The sequence below is a fragment of the Paenibacillus sp. GCM10027629 genome (assembly GCF_042676425.1).
In the GTDB taxonomy this organism is placed as follows: Bacteria; Bacillota; Bacilli; order Paenibacillales; family Paenibacillaceae; genus Paenibacillus_K; species Paenibacillus_K terrigena.
The window spans coordinates 1,246,209-1,265,364 of record NZ_JBHTGZ010000009.1 but is presented as its reverse complement, the minus strand read 5'-3'; the positions used below and the strand labels follow the sequence as shown (position 1 = coordinate 1,265,364).

The following is a 19,156-nucleotide window of genomic DNA, read 5'->3' as shown; positions in this document are numbered from 1 at the left end:
AATAAGTCGGGGAGGAGGTGTCCCTTTTTAGCGAGTTCAATTGTTATATCAGTATAAGCATTGGGAGGTGAGGGTGACGACGAACAAATCGATTGAAGAGCATATTGTAGCAGTACAGCAAGGCGAAGTAGAAGCTTATCGCTTCATCGTGGAGAGCTTCCAACGTCCAATCTATGTCTATTGCTACCGTTTGCTTAGGAATGCGGAAGAAGCAGAGGATGCTGCACAGGAGATTCTAATAAAAGCATATACTTCGATACAACATTACAAGGCTCGTGTTAGTTTCTCGGCTTGGTTATATCGGATCGCCCATAATTATTGTCTGAATCTCTTAAAAAGAAGGCAGCGGCTTGTTAGACTGCAATGGTTTTTGCGTAAGGAAGACGCAGCGGAGGGCCCTGAACGTCATTTGGAGATGACTGCTTTCAGCCCACCTTTGGATCAAGCGTTGACTTCGCTTGCACCGGATGAACGAAGTCTATTAATTCTTCATGTATTCGATGAACTAACGTATGTCGAGATCGGGGAAATAAAGGGTAAGAGTCCGGATGCCATCAAGAAAAAAATAGGACGGTTGAAACAGAAAGTGAGAAAACGAATGGCGAAATGGGAGGAGGAAGAAACGTGGACAGATCACAACCAAATGATCGACACGCAGATTTAAAATACTATGCAGCGCATCCCGATAATCTCCCGCCGATTGATTTGACAGATCGCGTGATGGCGAAAGTGAGAAATCTACAGCCTTTCCCTAAGAGATTTCGCTCGATGAAGCGCTCTAGTGTATTGCTTACTGCGATAATTCTCACCCTTGTCGCTTCTGCTACAGCTTATGCGGCAGCAGAGTATATTCAAATTCGGAATGCGAAGGGTAAGGTAGTGATGCGAACCGCCCAATATTGGCCTCCGCTACCCCCTGATCATAATCGTACGGTCCTTTCAAGTTACGATGAACAAGTACGTGGAACGTTGAAGCAAGGACAATTGGTTGCATACTATATTGATAATCCAACGCTCAATGCTTACGGTAATCTCGTCAAGTTTGTCTATAAAAATGAATTCAAGGATTACGATGATTACATCCAGGAGGTGGAGCGAACTTCGGCGCCAAGGTTATTGCAGCCGGAACGAATGCCTAAAGGATATCAATTTAGTCTAGGACAAGTTGTTCCAAGTTTTCTTTTTGGTGATGATCCAGAATACAAAGAGTTATTAAATCGATTCATTGCTAGAGCTACAGCTTCTAAAGGGAAAGAAAAGCTATTTACAGAAGAACTGAATTGGAAGACTTCAGGTACAGCCATGTTGATCTACCAGAAAGATGAGAAGAACTTCCTTTATTTAATCGCAACGAAGGGGATAGGTAGCACAATGACTCAACCTAAAGGGGCTAAAGCTGAACAGCTAACGATAGACGGCCAAGATCTCATATATATTGATAATCGTAATTTAGATACGAAAGTGAGCGAGGGCAAGAATAAGATGGGCTGGTTCAACGAGAAGACGAACGTTGTTTACAACTTGTATGACTCCGCGTCCAGCGATCTGAGGAAACAAGATTTTATAGCCATGGCGAAAAGTATCATAGAGCAATCAAAATAGAATGAACATGAACGCCAAGCGGATTGGGAGTGTGTTTTCTGGTAGAAAAATCCCAACGCTAACAATCGTGAACAAAAAAAAGACTTCATCCTCCGAATTCGGATGACGAAGTCTTCTTTTTGCCAACGAAACTATCGCTGTACACTACTTTTTGCTGCAACCCTGGACCAATGCGGTGGACGTATAAGAGATGGAGGCAGCTTCGTTGCTGCATCTCCTCTAGCTGCGTTAATCTGAGACTGTGTTAGGAATAGACTCTCGCTTAAATTGGCACCACAAAGGTCAGTATCGCGGAAATCGGCACCAATGAGATCCGCCTTGCGAAGATCAGCGCTTCGCAGGTCCGCTGCAATCAAATAAGCACCTCTTAAGTTCGCACCGATCAGATTCGCACCTCGGAGATTTGCACCCATGAGATCGGCTCCCCGACCGACTTTCTTCGGATACCGCGGTGGATTCTTAAGTTCACGGAGTGCTTCGGTTCTGACGAGTTCGCTAGTCTGAAGCAGCAATGCATTTACATCCATGCGATGTAAGGCAACATCCACTTTCATCAGATCGCTCCGGGTAAGCATCGTAAGTCGTTCCGTCTCTTCCAACATCGAACGAAGCTCTGGATGTATCAACTTAGCAGCAGGCAGCATTAACGCTTCACTCAAATACCATAGCAACTCGTGCAAATGCCACATTTTCGGGAATAGCTCGAACATTTCTTTTGCAGCTTGCTTGTCCTGTCGCCAATCATTTCCTTCATAAGTCAGCTGTGAAATCTTCTGGCCGGCTCCGAAGCAATCGAATACCGTACATCCTCGAAATCCTAAATGAACTAGATTCGTATGAACCCCACACCGGAAATCTTCTTGCAGATTGTGGCAGGGCTGCCCTGCACTTTTGTCGATCGCGAAGTCAACTGACGCAGCAAAAGCCAGTGACACGCAGCACAATCCGAAGCAGTTCTCACAATCCGCTCGCAGCTGGGCGTTTCGCTCTTCGAGATTCGTAAGGGGATGATTTTGATTATCTTTCAAGGCCGATATCCTTCTTTCCGTCATCTAATTTCTATAGGATACAATAGTTATTTTCATGTCGTCAATTGTTCGATATGCGCGTTCTCTTTAACAGTGACCTGGTCATATTTGTTGACATGTTTGTTAGGTATGTTATATTGTTCCTGTCAAAATCACGGTAGGGAGAAGAGGTCAGCGATGATGAAACATAAGAATGAAGCATTAAGCAAGCATTATTCAATTTTCCCAGTTCCACAAGAAATGAATGAGCTTGGGGGTGAAACCCGACTCACAGATCGCATTCATATCATTGCCCAAGAGGGATTGAAAGAGGCAACGTTGCCTACGCTGCAAGAATTGTTAATTCAACTTGGCTACAAATATACGGTATCCGATACTCTCGAAGACAATGTAACGAATATATACCTTTCGACACAAGGGATGCTGAACGACACGCTATTGAAGACACACTTGTATGGAGGTGCTTTGGAAGCGTTATCTCATAAAGAAGGATACAGCCTCATCGTTCATAGCGTTTCTTCTATTAGTCAAATTGCCATTATCGGGCATGATGCCGATGGAGTTCATTATGGTGTTGTGACCTTAAATCAGATCTTAAGCCAGGTGCCTGACCGCACCGTCCATCATATGAGCATTACAGACTATCCTGAAATTTTATATCGTGGCTATATCGAAGGCTTCTACGGGTACCCTTGGAGTCATGAAGATCGTATCGATCTGATGAATTTCGGTGGTGCTCAGAAGCTGAACACCTATATTTATGCGCCGAAGGATGATCCGTATCATCGAAAGAGCTGGAGAGACTTATACCCAGCAGGGAAAGCGCAGGAAATTGCGGAACTAGCAGCTGCTGGGCATCGGAATAATTTGAATTTCGTATGGACCATTCATCCAGGGGATTCGATCGATCTTGCTCTTGAAGAAGATTTCCAATCATGCATCATCAAATTAGAGCAGCTCTACAGCCTTGGCGTACGTCAGTTCGGCGTGTTGTTCGATGATCTCGTTGGCATTCCGAATGGACCTCAGCAAGCGGAATTCATCAACCGAATCGATACGGAATTTATCAAGGCAAAAGGCGATATTCGACCGCTCCTCACGGTTGGTACGCGATATTGCGAAGCTTGGGGACCGTCTATGACAGAATATCTGAAGCCTTTCGTTGAGATTCTCCATGATGATGTAGAGGTCATGTGGACCGGTGCTGCGACGATGTCCAATATATCGAGAGAACAATATGATTCACCGAAACGGACAATCGGGTCAGACAAGAATCTTTCCGTATGGTGGAATTACCCGGTCAATGATTACTGCGACAACAAAATCTTGATGGGAAAAATAGAAAATGTTAGCTCAGATCTAGATAATGTAAACGGTTTTTTCTCAAACCCGATGAATCAAGCACAAGCTTCCAAGCAAGCACTGTTCTGCATCGCGGATCATAACTGGAACACCGATGCATTTAACTGTGATTTAAGCTTCTCCGCTTCCTTCAAGGCGCTTGCTCCCGAAGTCGCAGAAGATCTTGAAATCTTCGCGTCGAACAGCTGTTATTTGCTCGATGATGGCGGCGTAAGCGGCGATTTTCTATTCGACGAGAGCTGGATGCTTAAGGATGATATCCATGCGGTCAAAGAAGGCATGGTGCAGGGAGCTGACGTAAGTATGGCAGCGAACAGACTTCTGGCGCAGTTCAATCGTATGGAGGGTGCCGTTGATAATATCCGTGCAAAATGTCCTAATGCAAATTTGCTAGAGGAATTGGCTCCCTTCTTAGAAGCGTTCCACCGTATGGCACGTGCCGCGCAACAAGTGGTTCATGCAATCATCTCCATGCATACAGGTGACCTTCAAGCGATGGAAACGCAGCATGAATCAGCATTAGCACTACTTAGTTCAATGGAAGAATGCAAGGTCAACCGCCTGAAGGAAGGGGTTCCGACTGAGTTTACAGTTGATGTAGGAACACATGTAATCAAACCATTTATTACGGATATGGTCGTCTTGACAGCCGTTGCTGCTGGAACAGAACAGATGAAGGTACAACCGAACTATGATATGAAAAATATTGCGTTGAGTTCTCTTGGCGTTACAGCGACAGCTTCGAGCAGTGCAAACGATAGCGAAAATGCAGAAAAGGTGATTACAGGGGCGATTGCGGGCGGCAAATGGTGTTCGACAGAGCTTCGACCGCATTTGACGATTGATTTGCAACATCCTCAGACGATCAAGCAATATCGGATTATTAATTGTGGTCATCCAGAGGCCAGAGAGACACCATTCTGGAATACAAGGCAGGCACAAATTCTGGCTAGCAATGACGGTGAGAACTTCACAATGATAGATGAAATTCTGGATAACAAGGAACATACGATTAATCGCATTCTCTTGCAAGAAGTGACAGCCAGATACATTCGATTACAGATTATTGAGCCGGCGCAAATCAGCATAGATGGCAGCGGACATACACGGATTTATGCGTTTGAATTATTCGATGAGCGCTATCCAGAGTTGTCGGATAAAGTGTTAAGTTCTGATGTGCAGATTGAACCATCGGGTATAGTCACGATACAGCATGTGAAAGAAGGGGACGTTGTTTCCCTCTATCCTTCTCTTACGGCAGACACGCCGCTCGCCACATCCGAAGAAGTGACGATGGGTTCTACTTCTGTTAAGTTTGAAGGCGTATCACTAACCACCTTGGATCATCGAGTGTTCGTAGAGAGAACAACCAGAAACCATCTTCCAAGTGTTCGAACATCGAAAGGCTATACAATGAACTAAGTTTGATATAGATCCCAGTCCCATTCGATCATGTGTGGGCTGGGATCTTCATATTTTCCAAAGGATGCACTTTATTGTATAATTTGTGGTATTCAAGAGTCTACTTAATTTAAGGAGAATGGTTATGTGCCGGAACATAAAAACGTTATTTAACTTCGATCCACCTGCGACGGAGGATGAAATTCAAGCGGCTGCATTACAATTCGTACGTAAGCTTTCGGGATATAACAGCCCGTCCAAGGCCAATGAAGAAGCCTTTAATCGTGCAATTGTTGAAGTATCTGAATCAGCCAAGAAGCTTTTAGAGTCGCTCGTTACACAAGCTGAACCACGCAACCGTGAGACAGAACTTGAACGAGCGCGCGAACGGAACACGAGACGATTTGGTACATCAGGCAACTAATTCTTTAATTTCTAAAGTCTATTTCGTCGACGAAAATACAGCGCCATTCGATTTTTTTCATCGAATGGCGTTTCTTTTTTTTATAAAAAGAAGGAAATTGGCATCGAAAGTCGAATTTTACAGCCTGACGTCGTAATTTTTTTGGTAAATAACGGCGAATACATCTACGAAAGGAGTAACTAATACATTGAAGAAGCTGCTAATCACAATGCTCTCGGCTGCTATCCTGTTTGGTGCAAGTGCTGGAACCATGTATGCGTCGGAAAAGCCTGATCTCAAGGTTGCAGTCAACGAAGTGATAGGAACCCCTTACAAATGGGGTGGTACGACAACGGAGGGGTTCGATTGCTCCGGGTTCATCTTGCATATTTTTAACCAATTCAAGATTGAACTGCCTCGTACATCCAAAGAACAATCCTTGTTCGGTACATTGGTGGAACAAGTGGACTTGATGCCGGGCGATCTTGTTTTCTTTAACACGGACGGTAAAGGGGTATCCCATGCTGGTATCTATTTAGGTAACGATCAATTTGCTCATTCCTCGAGTTCGAAAGGGGTTATCATCAGTAAATTATCCGATACCTATTATAAACAGCGTTATACGGGTGCTCGTCGGGTGATTGCGGAACCTATTAACCTTGCGTTGGTGGAACCGACACAAGTACAAGCTGAAGTGCCGATTAAGTAATCTTACTTATGAAGTACAGGAAGTGGATTGTAGCATTGATCAATATCTTGGTTCTATCCCTGATCTGGATGTATCGAGACCAGTTGTTCAGCTGGATCGCATCCGATCAAGATCGAAACCCTATGATCATGATATTGATTTTGACCATTATTGCAGCGGTCCCAGGAATACCGTATGGGATTGTTGGGGGTATTGTTGGAGCGAAGTACGGGATTATTGAGGGCAGTATATACAACTTGATCATTTCTTCTCTCGCAGCTGCCACGATTTACGGGGTAACGAGATATTTATTACAATCCTGGGGAAGGGCTCTTCTGGCAAAATCGAATATGATCGAACGATGCAATCGAACGATTCATAACCATCTGTTCTGGTCACTAATCATTGCCCGGATGATACCGGTTCTCCCCGCGGTTGCAATTAATATCTATGCCGGTGTGTTTCGTATTCCATTCTTAACATTTATCATGACAACGATCATTGGTAAAATTCCGATCATGGTCGTATACGCCTATGTGGGGGATAATCTATGGTCAGGCGCTTATCAATGGGTCATGGTCATTGCGATTTACCTTGGTTTTCTAACCATTGTATATTCGATATACAAGTTGTTTCTCATGCGTAGATCATCATGAAATCACCCTTCGGGGTGATTTTTTGTTTCCGAAGAATCGTAGTTTACAACAATAGGAGTCTTTTGCTATTATAATAAACAATATTCAAACGCGATGACGAGAAGAGTAAGGGAAGACGTTCTTGTACAGAGAGCTCCGGCAGCTGAGAAGGAGCAAAGAACCATTCCCCGAACCAAGCCTCTGAGCAGCATACCGGAACCTGTAGGGGATGGTGTGACGGGAGCTCCCGTTACAGAGCTAGAGTATAAGCATCGCTTGCAATGCCGTACTTGAAGAGGTTAATATGGCGACATATTAATGAACCTGGGGTGGTACCACGAAAATTTCGTCCCCAAGACAGAGGTCTTGGAGGTGAAGTTTTTTTTTATTTTATGGCCACAATTACAGTTCATTAGGAGGCGTCCACCATGGATCATGAGAATAGTCATATTAATGAAAATTATTTATATAAACTGATCAGCGAGGAGCTAGAGAAGGACAATTTTAGCAGGGAGATGTGTACGCGGTTTCCGCCAGAGCCTAATGGCTATCTTCATATCGGAAGCGCCTACGCGATCCATACGAATCATACGATGGCTAAGAAGTTTAACGGGACATTTCATTTGCGCTTTGATGATACGAATCCACTGAAAGAAGATCTTAAGTATGTGAACGCTATTATCGAGGATATCAAGTGGCTCGGCTACGATCCCGGAGAACACATCTATTATGGATCAGATTATTCGGATGAAATCTATAACGCTGCAGTTACATTGATCAAGCAAGGGAAGGCTTATGTCTGTGATTTGTCACCGGATGAAATGAGAGAATACCGTGGGACTTTGACGGAATCTGGTAAGAACAGCCCTTACCGAGACCGCTCCGTCGAAGAGAATTTGGAGCTATTCCTGCAAATGAAACAAGGAGCTTATCCAGCGTCTGCCAAGGTTATCCGCGCTAAAATCGATATGAAGTCCCCGAATCTGACGATGCGGGATCCCGTCATTTATCGAATTATCCATGCAGCACATTATCGAACAGGGAATGACTGGTGCATTTATCCGATGTACGATTTTGCGCATCCGATTCAAGACGCGATTGAAGGAATTACGTATTCGTTATGCTCCCTGGAATTCAGAGATCATCGACCGTTATACGAATGGGTCTTGCATGAGCTCAAGCTTCCAGAGCCTCCGCGCCAAAGGGAATTCGGCCGATTGAATTTAACGGGTGTCGTGACGAGCAAACGGTTCTTAAGACAGCTCGTTGAAGGAGGCCATGTCGATGGATGGGATGATCCCAGGCTTCCTACAATTCGAGGGTTCAGAAGGAGAGGCTTCACGCCGGATAGTATTCGAAGCTTCATTGAGGAAATTGGCAGCATCCGTGCGTATAGTACCGTGGACATTTCACTGTTGGATCACTGTCTCAGACAGGATCTGAAGGACAATACGGATAGCGTTATGGCCGTTCTGCAACCTCTGAAGGTCGTGATTACCAATTACCCGGAGGATGGGCTCGAATGGTTATCGATTGAGAATAACAGTGAAAATGAATTGCTCGGAAGAAGGGAAGTACCCTTCTCTCGAACGATTTATATTGAACGGAGTGATTTCATGGAGAAACCTCCGAAAGGCTTCCATCGACTAACCCTGAATGGCGAGGTAAGACTGAAAGGCGCATACTTCATCACATGTGAGGAAGTCGTTAAAGACGCCAATACCGGCGAAATCACGGAGCTCCGCTGCACGTATGATCCGCTTACGAAGAGCGGCACAGGGTTCACGGGCCGTAAGGTTAAAGGGACCATTCATTGGGTCTCTGCAGATCATGCGGTGACGGCAGATGTTCACTTATATGAGAAGCTATTGTTAGATCAAGTTGCGGCTCAGGATGATGAGGGGGATTGGACCGATCGAGTGAATCCTGATTCACTCGTGATCGTGCAAGATGCTAAGATAGAATCGTCTATCGCAGAAGCTCTTCCGGAACAAAAATTTCAATTCTTCCGCCATGGATATTTCAGCGTCGATCCTAGATATACAACGGCCGATCGAATTGTCTTTAACCGAATTGTCCCGTTGAAGGACTCGTGGAACAAGCGATAAGGCTGATCTCAATGGACTATTTGGTGGAGACTTTTTCGAACAGAAGTGGAGTACCATCAAGCCGTGTTTTCAAATAGGACGAAAGTTCTTGTAATACCGATTCGATGGATATTTCCGTGAATCGGTTTTTTTATTTTAATCCCACAATGAGGGAAAGAATAGGGGTATGGTGTATGCTTTTCATTTTATTTGAAACTATTTCACACGCCCGACAGTCTAACTATCGCTAACGTCATTAAAGAGGTGAACAATGTGAATACGAAAATAACTGAACAAGAGTTCGGTGAACGTATAGAAGCCTGTAAAGAAAAAATGTATCGGTTCGCTTATTGCTATGTGAAGAATGAACAGGAAGCGCTGGATATTGTATCGGAAGCAACATATAAAGCTTTTTTAGCCTATAAAAGGATGAAGAATCCAGAATACTTTGAGAGCTGGATGGGGCGAATCGTCATCAACTGCGCGTTGGACCATATCCGTCGGAACAAGAAAGTCACCTATCTCGAGGACAATCAGGTTGAATTTGCAGCCAAAGAAAACGCAGTATCACTTGAAGATAAGATGGATTTGTATGATGCGCTGGATCAACTGGATCCGGAAGATCGAGCCATTATTATTCTCAAAATTTTTGAAGATCAGCGATTTAAGGATATGGCGGGCGTATTATCGATGCCGGAGAACACGGTCAAAACGAAGTTTTACCGAATCATTGAGAAGCTCAAGAAAAATCTCATAAGAAAAGAGGTAGACGCCCTATGACAGGAAAAGAACGATATGACAACATTGAAATACCTGCCCGACTATCCGAAGTCATTCAGCAAGCGCAGCAACGGGGACGAATGGAGAAGCGAAGAAGAAACGTTCTGCGAAGATCTACCTTAACAGCTGCTTGTGCTGCTGCCATCATGATAACGGTCAATGTCCCGAATGTGGCCATGGCATTGTCTGATGTGCCTGTCATCGGTTCGATTGTAAAGGTGCTGCAGATTGGCAGTGGGGGGCAACGAACAGACGGTGTCTCCGTCACGACAACTGCCGAAGAGAACACCTTAAATATCAACTTCAGCTTGAATGGGGAACAAACGTCGAGTGCTCCAGCTTACACGGTGGATTACAAAGCAGCACCAGATCGCCTTATATTCTCATTCTATGGGGTGCGTAATCTCGACTATATGAAGCTGCAAGAGGATATCAAAGGGTTGTCGAATGTCAAAGATGTCTACAATAATGTGATCTTGGATGATTCAGCGTTCCGATTCGTCGTGGAATTGAAGGAGAATATCAATTATTCCGTATCGGAGTACCAGCAGCCTGGATACATTCAGTTGAAATTGTTCGGTGCGAAGAAGCCAGAGCAAGCTCACGATGTTTATTATGTCCGAAGCCAAGCGATGGAGCAAGGTGAATCGATCGCCGTTCTCGACGAACAATATGCAGGAGATGATAGCAGCGTTATCAAGACCAAGCAAGGGAAATTCATCGTTGCTATGGGTGGATTCAACACGCGTGAGGAAGCTGAACAGCTTCTGCAGAAATTATCTGCAAGGGAAGATTACTTCGAACCACTGCACATCGATCATTGGATGAGCAACGCAAGTCCTGAATAAGTGATACAGACTGTCGTTGAACAAGCCGCAGCCTACCGGAAGACGGGGGTTGCGGTTTCTTTTTGTGTCAGAACATAATATTTTCAATCTTTATGAGGAGATTATTCTATTTTTATTACTATTTTCAAGACTTATAATGATAACAAACTGTAGGTTGAAGGAGGTGGGAAATCGTTATACATAGGCAAGGATTACCAAGTCACGGTATAAGGAATCGACACGATGTGTAAGGCATAGAGACGAACAAAAAAAGGAGTATCGATGAGATGAGTTTAGAAATTCATGCAACGAAGCGTTTCGCAAGAATTGCGACCGTATTATCTTTGGTCATGATTTATTCGGTACTTACAAGTTGGATCCATCCCGAATCCCAGGGATTAGGTTCGAAGGCTTACGCATCTGCCGCAGGGAGCGTCAATGATAATGTATCGCTCTGGTATAACAAACCCGCCACGCAATGGGAGACTCAAGCCCTCCCAATCGGTAACGGCCATATGGGTGGCATGGTGTTCGGCGGAGTAGAGCAGGAGCGTATCCAATTTAATGAGAAGACGTTATGGAGCGGAGGACCGGGGTCGGACCCGAATTATCAATATGGCATTAAAGACGGCGCTCAAGTTCACGTCGATACGATCAGACAATTGTTGAAGGACGGAAAAATCAATGAAGCAAAGGCGCTGCTCGGCAAAATCACAGGCGTTATGGGCGCGAACGATTCCGCTTTTGGCGCCTATCAAGCATTTGGTGACGTCTATCTGGACTTTGACAAGCAGTCAACCTACAAATTAACAGCAAGCTCCGATCAGAAGCCTTACGGTGAAGGCGTTGAAAATGTAATGGACGGTTCCGTGGATACGAAATGGTATTCGGGCGATGGCTCTCCGCCGTTCTGGCTGCAATGGGAGTATAGTGAGCCTAAAGTGATTACCGGATATTCATTTACCTCCGCGAACGATGTGCCGAACCGTGATCCGAAGGATTGGACACTCAAAGGATCAATGGATGGGCAGCAATGGACGATACTGGATAATCGCTCGAATGAAGAATTTGCATCACGTAAAATGAAAAAGTCATACACGTTCACCAACCAGACGGCGTATAAATTTTTCAAATTTGATCTCGTCAGCAAGGGTGGAACGCAAATTCAAATGTCCGAGGTTAGCTTTGTTGGGGCATCAGGGGAAAATAAACCGGTAACGGACTATCGCAGGGAGCTGAATCTAGTTGATGGAACAGCGAAGGTAGCCTATACGCGCGATGGTGTACGCTATAAGCGAGAATTCTTCGTCAGCTATCCGGATAAAGTCATGGTCATGCGTATTACGACAGAAAATAATACCCCAATGAGCTTCGATGTCCGCGTTACTGGCGCACAGCCTTCCAATTCGGTCATCACGGAAGGGAATAATTCACTTGTATTAAGCGGGCTTGTTCCTAGTAATAAAATGGCTTATGAAGCGCAGCTAAAGGTGTTGAATGAAGGTGGGTCTGTAGCGGCGAATTCGGGTAAAGTTACGATCAGTAATGCGAACGCTGTCACAATTTTGTTATCAGCCGCAACGAATTACGCGAACAAATATCCGACCTATCGCGGGGATAAGACGCCGAAGGAAATCGTTCAGTCCTATATGAACAAAGCCACATCGAAGTCATTCCAGCAGCTTCGTGATGCACATGTGGCGGATTATTCTGAATTATTCGACCGTGTGTCGCTTGATTTGGGTGGGGAAACCTCATCATTGCCTACCAATGAATTGTTAAACAAATATAAAACGAACGGTACCGATGCGGAAAAACGCAGTCTTGAGACGCTATTCTTCCAGTATGGCCGTTACTTATTAATTGCTTCTTCACGTGAAGGCTCCCTGCCAACCAATCTGCAGGGCATATGGAATCAGGTCAATAATCCGCCTTGGAATAGTGATTATCATACCAATATCAATGTACAGATGAACTATTGGCCATCAGAGGTTGTCAATCTAGCGGAGACGGATATTCCGTACATCGATTATATCGACGCACTTCGTGATCCAGGACGGGAGACTGCGAAGAAACATCATGGTATTCAAGGGGAAGGCTGGGTCATCCATACGGTCAATAATCCGTTCGGGTATACAGCGCCAGGTTCTGATTTCTATTGGGGATGGTCGCCTGCGGCAAATGCATTCATGGTCCAACAAGCATGGGATCATTACGCTTTTAGTGGGGACAAAGATCTGCTCCGTGATAAGGTCTACGACATCATTAAAGAAGCGACGCAGTTCTGGGTTCAATATTTGGTAGAAGATACAGATGGAACACTTGTATCCTCACCGTCTTATTCCCCGGAGCAAGGGGATGTTGGGATTGGTGTAGCCTATGATCAAGAGTTGGTCTGGGAATTGTTCACGCAATTTATGAAGGCCAGCGAGACCCTTGGTGTTGACCCAGATCTTCGAGCTCAAGTAAGTACGATGCGCAGCAAACTATCGATGCCGAAAATCGGTCGATGGGGCCAAGTGCAAGAGTGGAAAAATGATATCGACGACCCGAACAATCAGCATCGTCATATCTCGAACTTGGTGGGCCTATATCCAGGCACACTCATTAATAACGTCGACACACCTGATCTGTTCGCCGCAGCGAGAGTGACATTGAACGCTCGAGGAGATGGAGGAACGGGCTGGAGTAAAGCGAATAAGATCAATTTATGGGCGCGTCTGCTGGATGGCAACCGAGCACACAAGCTGCTCGGGGAACAATTGAAGGGCAGCACACTCGAAAATCTATTCGATACGCATCCGCCATTCCAAATCGATGGCAACTTCGGTGCAACGTCAGGCATCGCCGAGATGCTGCTGCAGAGTCACACGGATAGCATTGATCTCCTGCCTGCATTGCCAGATGCATGGGCGAAGGGAAGCGTAGAAGGCCTGGTAGCAAGAGGGGCTTTCGATGTATCTATGAATTGGCAAGCATCAACATTAACAGGTGCAGTGATTACGTCCAAGAAAGGCAACACAGCCAAGGTTCGCAACAAAGTGTTTACCCAACAAGATGCCATCAAGGTAACCCGAGTGAGCGATGGCAAAACGATCAACCATACGGCTGATAAAGATGCCATTCAATTTGCAACATCCGCAGGAGAGCAGTATCGCATCGTAATTAACGCGAAAACACCTGAGGAACCGGTGAAGCCGATTAAGGTCGACGATCGCGATCCACTCGTTGTATACGACGGAACATGGAACCATTATGAAGATGGTGGCGATTATCAAGGAACAGAAACATATAGTAATACTGTGAATGCATCAGCATCGTTGACATTCGAAGGTTCCGAGATTAAATTCATTAGCGCCTTGCAGCGTAATCACGGCAAATTCGATGTGTATCTAGATGGAGAACGCGTGGCCGAGAATATCGACGGTTATGCGCCTTCAACGAATAAACAGCAAGTACTGTTCCAGAAAACAGGATTAGCGCGAGGAACACATACGATCAAAATCGTCGTCAAAGGATCGAAGAATAGCTCTTCTCTGGATACGATCGCGATGGTTGATGCATTTGAATATGTGCCTTTCAAGAAATTAGCTGATCCAGCAACGACATTAACGAGTCCAACAGAAATCCAGTCAGGAAAGGCGTTCAAAGTACAATTAGGACTCGATAGCGTAAGTCAATCGGTCTATGCCCAAGATATTCAGCTTCAGTATGACGCTGACCGGTTCGAATTCGTGAACCATACTTCGCTCATGGATGGCGTTAGTGTAGTTGAAGCGAAGCAAGAACCTGCTGGAACGCTTCGCTTGATCATAGCCAGCCAAGGAGCAGATCATGGGATAACGGACAGTGGGAAGGTAATTGAATTGACCTTCAAGGCGAAGGAAGTATTTAAGACCGAAAAGGGAACGATTGCAGTAACAAATGCCGTGCTAGCCGATGACCAGGGAACTGAAGTAGATGCTAGCGTATCCAAGACGGAGATTGAGATCGTTGCTACGGTTGAGCCTGGCCATCCACCAGATGTCAATGGCGACGGCAAAGTGACCATTGGTGACCTAGCCATCGTAGCATCCCATTACGGTAAAAATACGAGCAGTCCAGATTGGCAGCAAGCGAAACGCGCAGATATAAACGGAGACGGCAAGATTGATATTACGGATCTTGCGACGGTAGCGGGTAAAATTTTGACGTAAACTTGCGTCATCACCCGGATATGAAATTAGGAACAGAAATACATCACCTTCGATTCATTTGGGGTGGTGTTTTTCTGTTTTATAGCAAGAATCTCAAAAGAATATCATGTTCAGATCACTCACTGAAATGGAAATTATTACAAATAATTTGTTGAGACTTTTTCATGAACTCTCCCGTCTAACGCATGTAAACTTCATGAAGCTACAACAAATGCTTAGTATTAAACCACAAAAATTTACTCACAAGGGAGATTAAATAGTCATGAAAAAGCAAACGATCGCATTATTCACAGCAGCAACACTTTTAGCAGGTACGGCACTTGTCGGTTCCTTGAACACCATTTGGGCGCAGCAGCCTACAGCACTGATGCAACAGCATGTCAAAGATCAGAATTTCCGGAATGTTAAAATTGCGGAATCTACAGTCACTTACACAATCAAAGGGGAAGCCCAAGTACACGAAGGAACATACCATTATACATTGAAGCAGCACGGGAATGTTCTGGCCAAGGGGTTCGGTACGGCTTCGATGGGTGCACCCGAGTGGGGGACGATTAACCAACAGATTTCGGTATCGAGTAATAAATTTGCAGGTAACAAGGGATTATCCTTGGAATTGTACGAGGTCGATTCAGCTACAGGCAACAATGTTAATAATGTCACGGTTCCACTCAATACGTCGAAAAATACGGCAAAAAATAAAGTGTTTCGCAATTTGAAGTTGTCGGAATCCTCCGTAACCTATACGGCAAAAGGAGAAGTCAAAGTGAACGAGGGAACGTATCACTATGCGGCTAAGCAAGATGGTAAAACGCTAGTGAAAGGTTTCGGAACAGCGTCCATTGGCGCTCCGGACTGGGGAACCTTTACGCAACAAATTACGATTCCAAGCAGCAAAATCGCTGCGAATAAATCACTGTTCTTAGAATTGTATGAAGTCGATCAAGCGACAGGTAAAATCGTGAACAAAAAGACAATTCAAATGAAAAAAGCAGAACAAACGCAAACGTTTGGGAATAAAGCATTCCGTAATGTCCAGTCATCCTCGCCTGTCGTAACTTTCACGGTGAAAGGTGAAGCGAGTGCATTTGAAGGAACGTATCAATATGCCGTGAAGCAGGATGGTAAGACACTCGCAAAAGGGTATGGTACAGCATCGATCGGCGCCCCGGATTGGGGAACTTTCTCGCAGCAAGTAAGCATTCCGATGAACAAATTGCAGGGCAATAAACCATTAACATTTGAACTCTATGAAATCGATCAAGAAACAGGTAAAGTGGTCAACAAATTGGTTATGCCTATTAAATAACTTCAGCTAACCGCAGCGCGCATCGTGCTGCGGTTTTACTTTTATGACTTCGAATCGCACGGAATGTATAACGACGAAGGTAAGCTGAGACAATATGCCATAAAAGATAGGTAAAGGGGATTCATGTGCGAAAAAAAATAATGCCATGTCTGATTATCATCTTATTGGTATCAGCTATCATTGGATGTCGACCTCAACAACAAGCCGCAAAGTCTAACGAGCAAGATCTATTACATATTCAATCAACCAAGCACCAAGCTTCTAAGAAGGTTATTTTCTTACTGGTTGATGCACTGATGGCTCAAGCCATTGACCAGGGGATTCGGAGACAAGAGCTGCCGACATTCCAATATCTCATTCAACATGGTCAGTATTATAAGGACATGGTCAGTTCATTCCCAACCATGTCGGTTACGATCGACAGCTCACTCCTAACGGGAACCTATCCGAATGAACATCATGTCCCCGGACTCACGTGGTATTCAACGGAAGCCAAGAAGGTCATTAACTATGGTACTGGTCCCATGGAAATCTTCAAGAACGGTATCGAATCCGTTATGTTGGATGGCTTAATTCATTTGAACGCAACCCATCTGAATCCTCAATTGCCCACCATCTATGAAGACTTGGCACGTCACGGATTAAAGTCCGCTTCCATCAATGGATTGATCTATCGGGGGATAACTCCTCATACGCTTTCGATCCCTTCTTGGGTTCAAGGGCTAACCTCCATTCCAAAAGAAATCAAGGTCCATGGTCCGGATTTTATGGCCCTAGGCGCATTATCTAATCCGCTGCAGGGAAAGACAAGTCTGCCTAAGAGCGTCTTCCGCAAAATGGGAATGAATAGTGCTTATTCGATTGAAACGCTGAATTATTTGATTCAAGCCAAGACACTGCCAGATTTTTCGTTAGTGTATTTGCCAGATATCGACCAGCAGGTTCATCGAAAAGGTCCTGCGAACATGAAGGATGTCAAAGGGATCAGAGACGTAGATCAACAACTTCATACCATGCTGCAGGCATTCGGTTCACCGGAGAAAGCGCTTAGCGAGGCTGTAATAATCATTGCTGGGGATAGCGGGATGACACAAATTTTGCCGTCAAATGAAAATCCGGTCATCGATTTACCTGCTTTGTTACAGAATGATCAAGTGTTACGCCCAGGAAAAGCAGTCTCAGCAGACACGGAAATCGTTCTTGCCGTGAATGAAACAATGGCGTATGTATATAACATTGGGCAGAGGCAATCACTCAGAGGCTTGGCTACGAAGTTAAGTCTTGATCCACGAATGGATTATATTGCTTGGAAAGAAGATGGATGGATCTATGTGAAGCAAGGCAATTCAGATCGCGAACTTAGGTACAAGGTGAAAGGTGACTTTAGCGATCCATATCAACAAAGATGGTCAGTAGAAGGGGATATTGACGTGTTGGACTTACAAGTCGATCACGAAAACCACACCTTGCATTATGGTCAATACCCCGATGCATTGCAGCGATTGCAAGGCGCGCTTCATTCACATCCTGGTGAATTTATTGTTGTAGGAGCTAAGCCTGGATATGAGCTGGTCGATCGCAGCTCACCCACGCATAAAGGCGGAGGGGGTCATGGATCTCTCCGAAATGAAGAATCATTGGTTCCGCTTATCTTATGCGGGACGGATCAGAAGCCGAAGCATCTTCGGATCATCGACCTCAAACCATTTATTCTGCAATTATTAATCAAAAACGAGGGAGAGTAGATGCAACATTCGACTATACGAATTAATCGGAACAAGTTATGATTTATTCGTAAGGGGGAATCGAATTGACGTTGCAGCAACTGAAATATGTCATTGAGGTCGCCAATCGCGGCTCCATCAATGAAGCAGCCAAGCGGCTGTTTATCTCGCAACCAAGTCTATCCAATGCGATTAAGGATTTGGAAGAAGAACTGCAGATAGCGATCTTCGATCGATCGAATAAAGGGATTTCGCTCTCGAAGGAGGGTGTGGAATTTCTAAGCTATGCTAGGCAGGTTGTCGAACAGGCGGAGCTGCTCGAGAGCCGATACTTAAATGCGAAGCCGTCTCCTCAGCATTTTTCGGTATCGACGCAGCATTATGCTTTTGCCGTGAATGCCTTCGTAAGCCTTGTTCAACAATATGGTCATGATGAATATGAACTATCCTTGCGAGAGACCAAAACCTATGAAATCATCGAAGACGTAAAAAGCATGCGTAGTGAAATCGGGATATTGTATCTGAATGAATTTAATGGAAAAGTCATCAACAAGCTGCTAAAAAGCGCAAATCTTGAGTTTCATAGTCTCTTTACAGCCAAACCGCATATCTTCATCAGCATCAAGAACCCGCTAGCCAAGCAATCGATCGTAACGATCGACCAGCTCCAGCATTATCCTTATTTATCTTTTGACCAAGGGGAATATAATTCATTCCATTTCTCGGAAGAGATTCTGAGTACGATGTCACATAAGAAGAGCATTCGCGTCAATGATCGTGCGACCTTATTCAATCTATTAATCGGGTTGAACGGCTATACGATCTCGACAGGGGTTCTCAGCAAGGACCTTAACGGTAATGAGATTATTCCCGTACCATTGGATTGCGAGGAGACGATTAACGTCGGCTGGATTGCGCATCGCAATACGTCGATGTCTAAGCTGGGGCTGGCCTATGTGGATGCACTCATCGAGGCGATTCGCCAATAACGTTAATCCATATGTTCTGTGATCTGCTCTTGGATATAGCTAATGGCTATAGCTAGATATAGTATTAATCAGTTACGCTATACCTAAGAAAACATGGTATCTTTCTTGTAACAACATTTGGCAAG

14 protein-coding genes and 1 other annotated feature are annotated in these 19,156 nt (G+C 44.8%); of the genes, 13 read left to right on the top strand and 1 reads right to left on the bottom strand.

The window, feature by feature from the left end; genetic code table 11:
* Positions 1–73: 73 nt before the first annotated feature.
* Complete coding sequence (locus ACFQZR_RS15210; protein WP_379347247.1) at positions 74–664, top strand: RNA polymerase sigma factor; 591 nt, start codon at positions 74–76, stop codon at positions 662–664.
* A complete protein-coding gene (locus ACFQZR_RS15205; RefSeq protein WP_379347245.1) occupies positions 625–1,602 on the top strand; it encodes a hypothetical protein in 978 nt (325 codons plus the stop codon). The genes ACFQZR_RS15210 and ACFQZR_RS15205 overlap by 40 nt, the downstream gene beginning before the upstream one ends.
* Positions 1,603–1,733: 131 nt before the next feature.
* Here ACFQZR_RS15205 and ACFQZR_RS15200 read toward each other — a convergent pair whose 3' ends face one another.
* On the bottom strand, positions 1,734–2,630 hold the full coding sequence (locus ACFQZR_RS15200; protein ID WP_379347243.1) for a pentapeptide repeat-containing protein: 897 nt from the start codon (positions 2,628–2,630) through the stop codon (positions 1,734–1,736).
* A gap of 177 nt (positions 2,631–2,807) precedes the next feature.
* Between ACFQZR_RS15200 and ACFQZR_RS15195 the strand changes: the two genes are divergently transcribed.
* The 11 genes from ACFQZR_RS15195 (at position 2,808) to ACFQZR_RS15145 (ending at position 19,031) form a co-directional block, all read left to right on the top strand.
* On the top strand, positions 2,808–5,414 hold the full coding sequence (locus tag ACFQZR_RS15195; RefSeq protein ID WP_379347241.1) for a glycoside hydrolase family 84 protein: 2,607 nt from the start codon (positions 2,808–2,810) through the stop codon (positions 5,412–5,414).
* Between the two features lie 124 nt (positions 5,415–5,538).
* Positions 5,539–5,817, top strand: coding sequence for a DUF2277 domain-containing protein (locus ACFQZR_RS15190; RefSeq protein WP_018758241.1), 279 nt, complete (start codon positions 5,539–5,541; stop codon positions 5,815–5,817).
* A 187-nt stretch (positions 5,818–6,004) separates the two neighbouring features.
* On the top strand, positions 6,005–6,505 hold the full coding sequence (locus ACFQZR_RS15185; protein WP_379347238.1) for a C40 family peptidase: 501 nt from the start codon (positions 6,005–6,007) through the stop codon (positions 6,503–6,505).
* An 8-nt stretch (positions 6,506–6,513) separates the two neighbouring features.
* Complete coding sequence (locus tag ACFQZR_RS15180; protein ID WP_379347236.1) at positions 6,514–7,140, top strand: TVP38/TMEM64 family protein; 627 nt, start codon at positions 6,514–6,516, stop codon at positions 7,138–7,140.
* Between the two features lie 84 nt (positions 7,141–7,224).
* Positions 7,225–7,476, top strand: a binding site (T-box leader).
* Positions 7,477–7,547: 71 nt separating this feature from the next.
* Positions 7,548–9,227, top strand: a complete 1,680-nt coding sequence (locus ACFQZR_RS15175) for a glutamine--tRNA ligase/YqeY domain fusion protein (RefSeq protein ID WP_379347234.1) — start codon at positions 7,548–7,550, stop codon at positions 9,225–9,227.
* A gap of 252 nt (positions 9,228–9,479) precedes the next feature.
* A complete protein-coding gene (locus tag ACFQZR_RS15170) occupies positions 9,480–9,986 on the top strand; it encodes a sigma-70 family RNA polymerase sigma factor (RefSeq protein ID WP_018758245.1) in 507 nt (168 codons plus the stop codon).
* Entirely contained in the window at positions 9,983–10,834 is an 852-nt protein-coding gene (locus ACFQZR_RS15165; protein ID WP_379347231.1) for a hypothetical protein, read from the top strand. The genes ACFQZR_RS15170 and ACFQZR_RS15165 overlap by 4 nt, the downstream gene beginning before the upstream one ends.
* A gap of 266 nt (positions 10,835–11,100) precedes the next feature.
* Positions 11,101–15,009 (top strand): glycosyl hydrolase family 95 catalytic domain-containing protein, encoded by a 3,909-nt coding sequence (locus tag ACFQZR_RS15160; RefSeq protein ID WP_379347229.1) that lies wholly within the window; start codon positions 11,101–11,103, stop codon positions 15,007–15,009.
* 262 nt (positions 15,010–15,271) lie between these two features.
* The gene (locus ACFQZR_RS15155; RefSeq protein ID WP_379347227.1) at positions 15,272–16,318 is read left to right on the top strand and encodes a Gmad2 immunoglobulin-like domain-containing protein; all 1,047 of its coding nucleotides are present in this window, start codon (positions 15,272–15,274) and stop codon (positions 16,316–16,318) included.
* A 140-nt stretch (positions 16,319–16,458) separates the two neighbouring features.
* Entirely contained in the window at positions 16,459–18,063 is a 1,605-nt protein-coding gene (locus ACFQZR_RS15150) for an alkaline phosphatase family protein (RefSeq protein WP_379347225.1), read from the top strand.
* Between the two features lie 65 nt (positions 18,064–18,128).
* Positions 18,129–19,031, top strand: coding sequence for a LysR family transcriptional regulator (locus ACFQZR_RS15145; protein WP_018758250.1), 903 nt, complete (start codon positions 18,129–18,131; stop codon positions 19,029–19,031).
* Positions 19,032–19,156 lie beyond the last annotated feature (125 nt).

Excerpts from the sequence above, each read along its gene's own strand:
- ACFQZR_RS15195 (WP_379347241.1), top strand. The coding sequence starts at position 2,808 with ATGATGAAACATAAGAATGAAGCATTAAGCAAGCATTATTCAATTTTC.
- ACFQZR_RS15190 (WP_018758241.1), top strand. The coding sequence starts at position 5,539 with ATGTGCCGGAACATAAAAACGTTATTTAACTTCGATCCACCTGCGACG.
- ACFQZR_RS15180 (WP_379347236.1), top strand. The coding sequence starts at position 6,514 with ATGAAGTACAGGAAGTGGATTGTAGCATTGATCAATATCTTGGTTCTA.
- ACFQZR_RS15175 (WP_379347234.1), top strand. The coding sequence starts at position 7,548 with ATGGATCATGAGAATAGTCATATTAATGAAAATTATTTATATAAACTG.
- ACFQZR_RS15165 (WP_379347231.1), top strand. The coding sequence starts at position 9,983 with ATGACAGGAAAAGAACGATATGACAACATTGAAATACCTGCCCGACTA.
- ACFQZR_RS15160 (WP_379347229.1), top strand. The coding sequence starts at position 11,101 with ATGAGTTTAGAAATTCATGCAACGAAGCGTTTCGCAAGAATTGCGACC.
- ACFQZR_RS15155 (WP_379347227.1), top strand. The coding sequence starts at position 15,272 with ATGAAAAAGCAAACGATCGCATTATTCACAGCAGCAACACTTTTAGCA.
- ACFQZR_RS15150 (WP_379347225.1), top strand. The coding sequence starts at position 16,459 with ATGCCATGTCTGATTATCATCTTATTGGTATCAGCTATCATTGGATGT.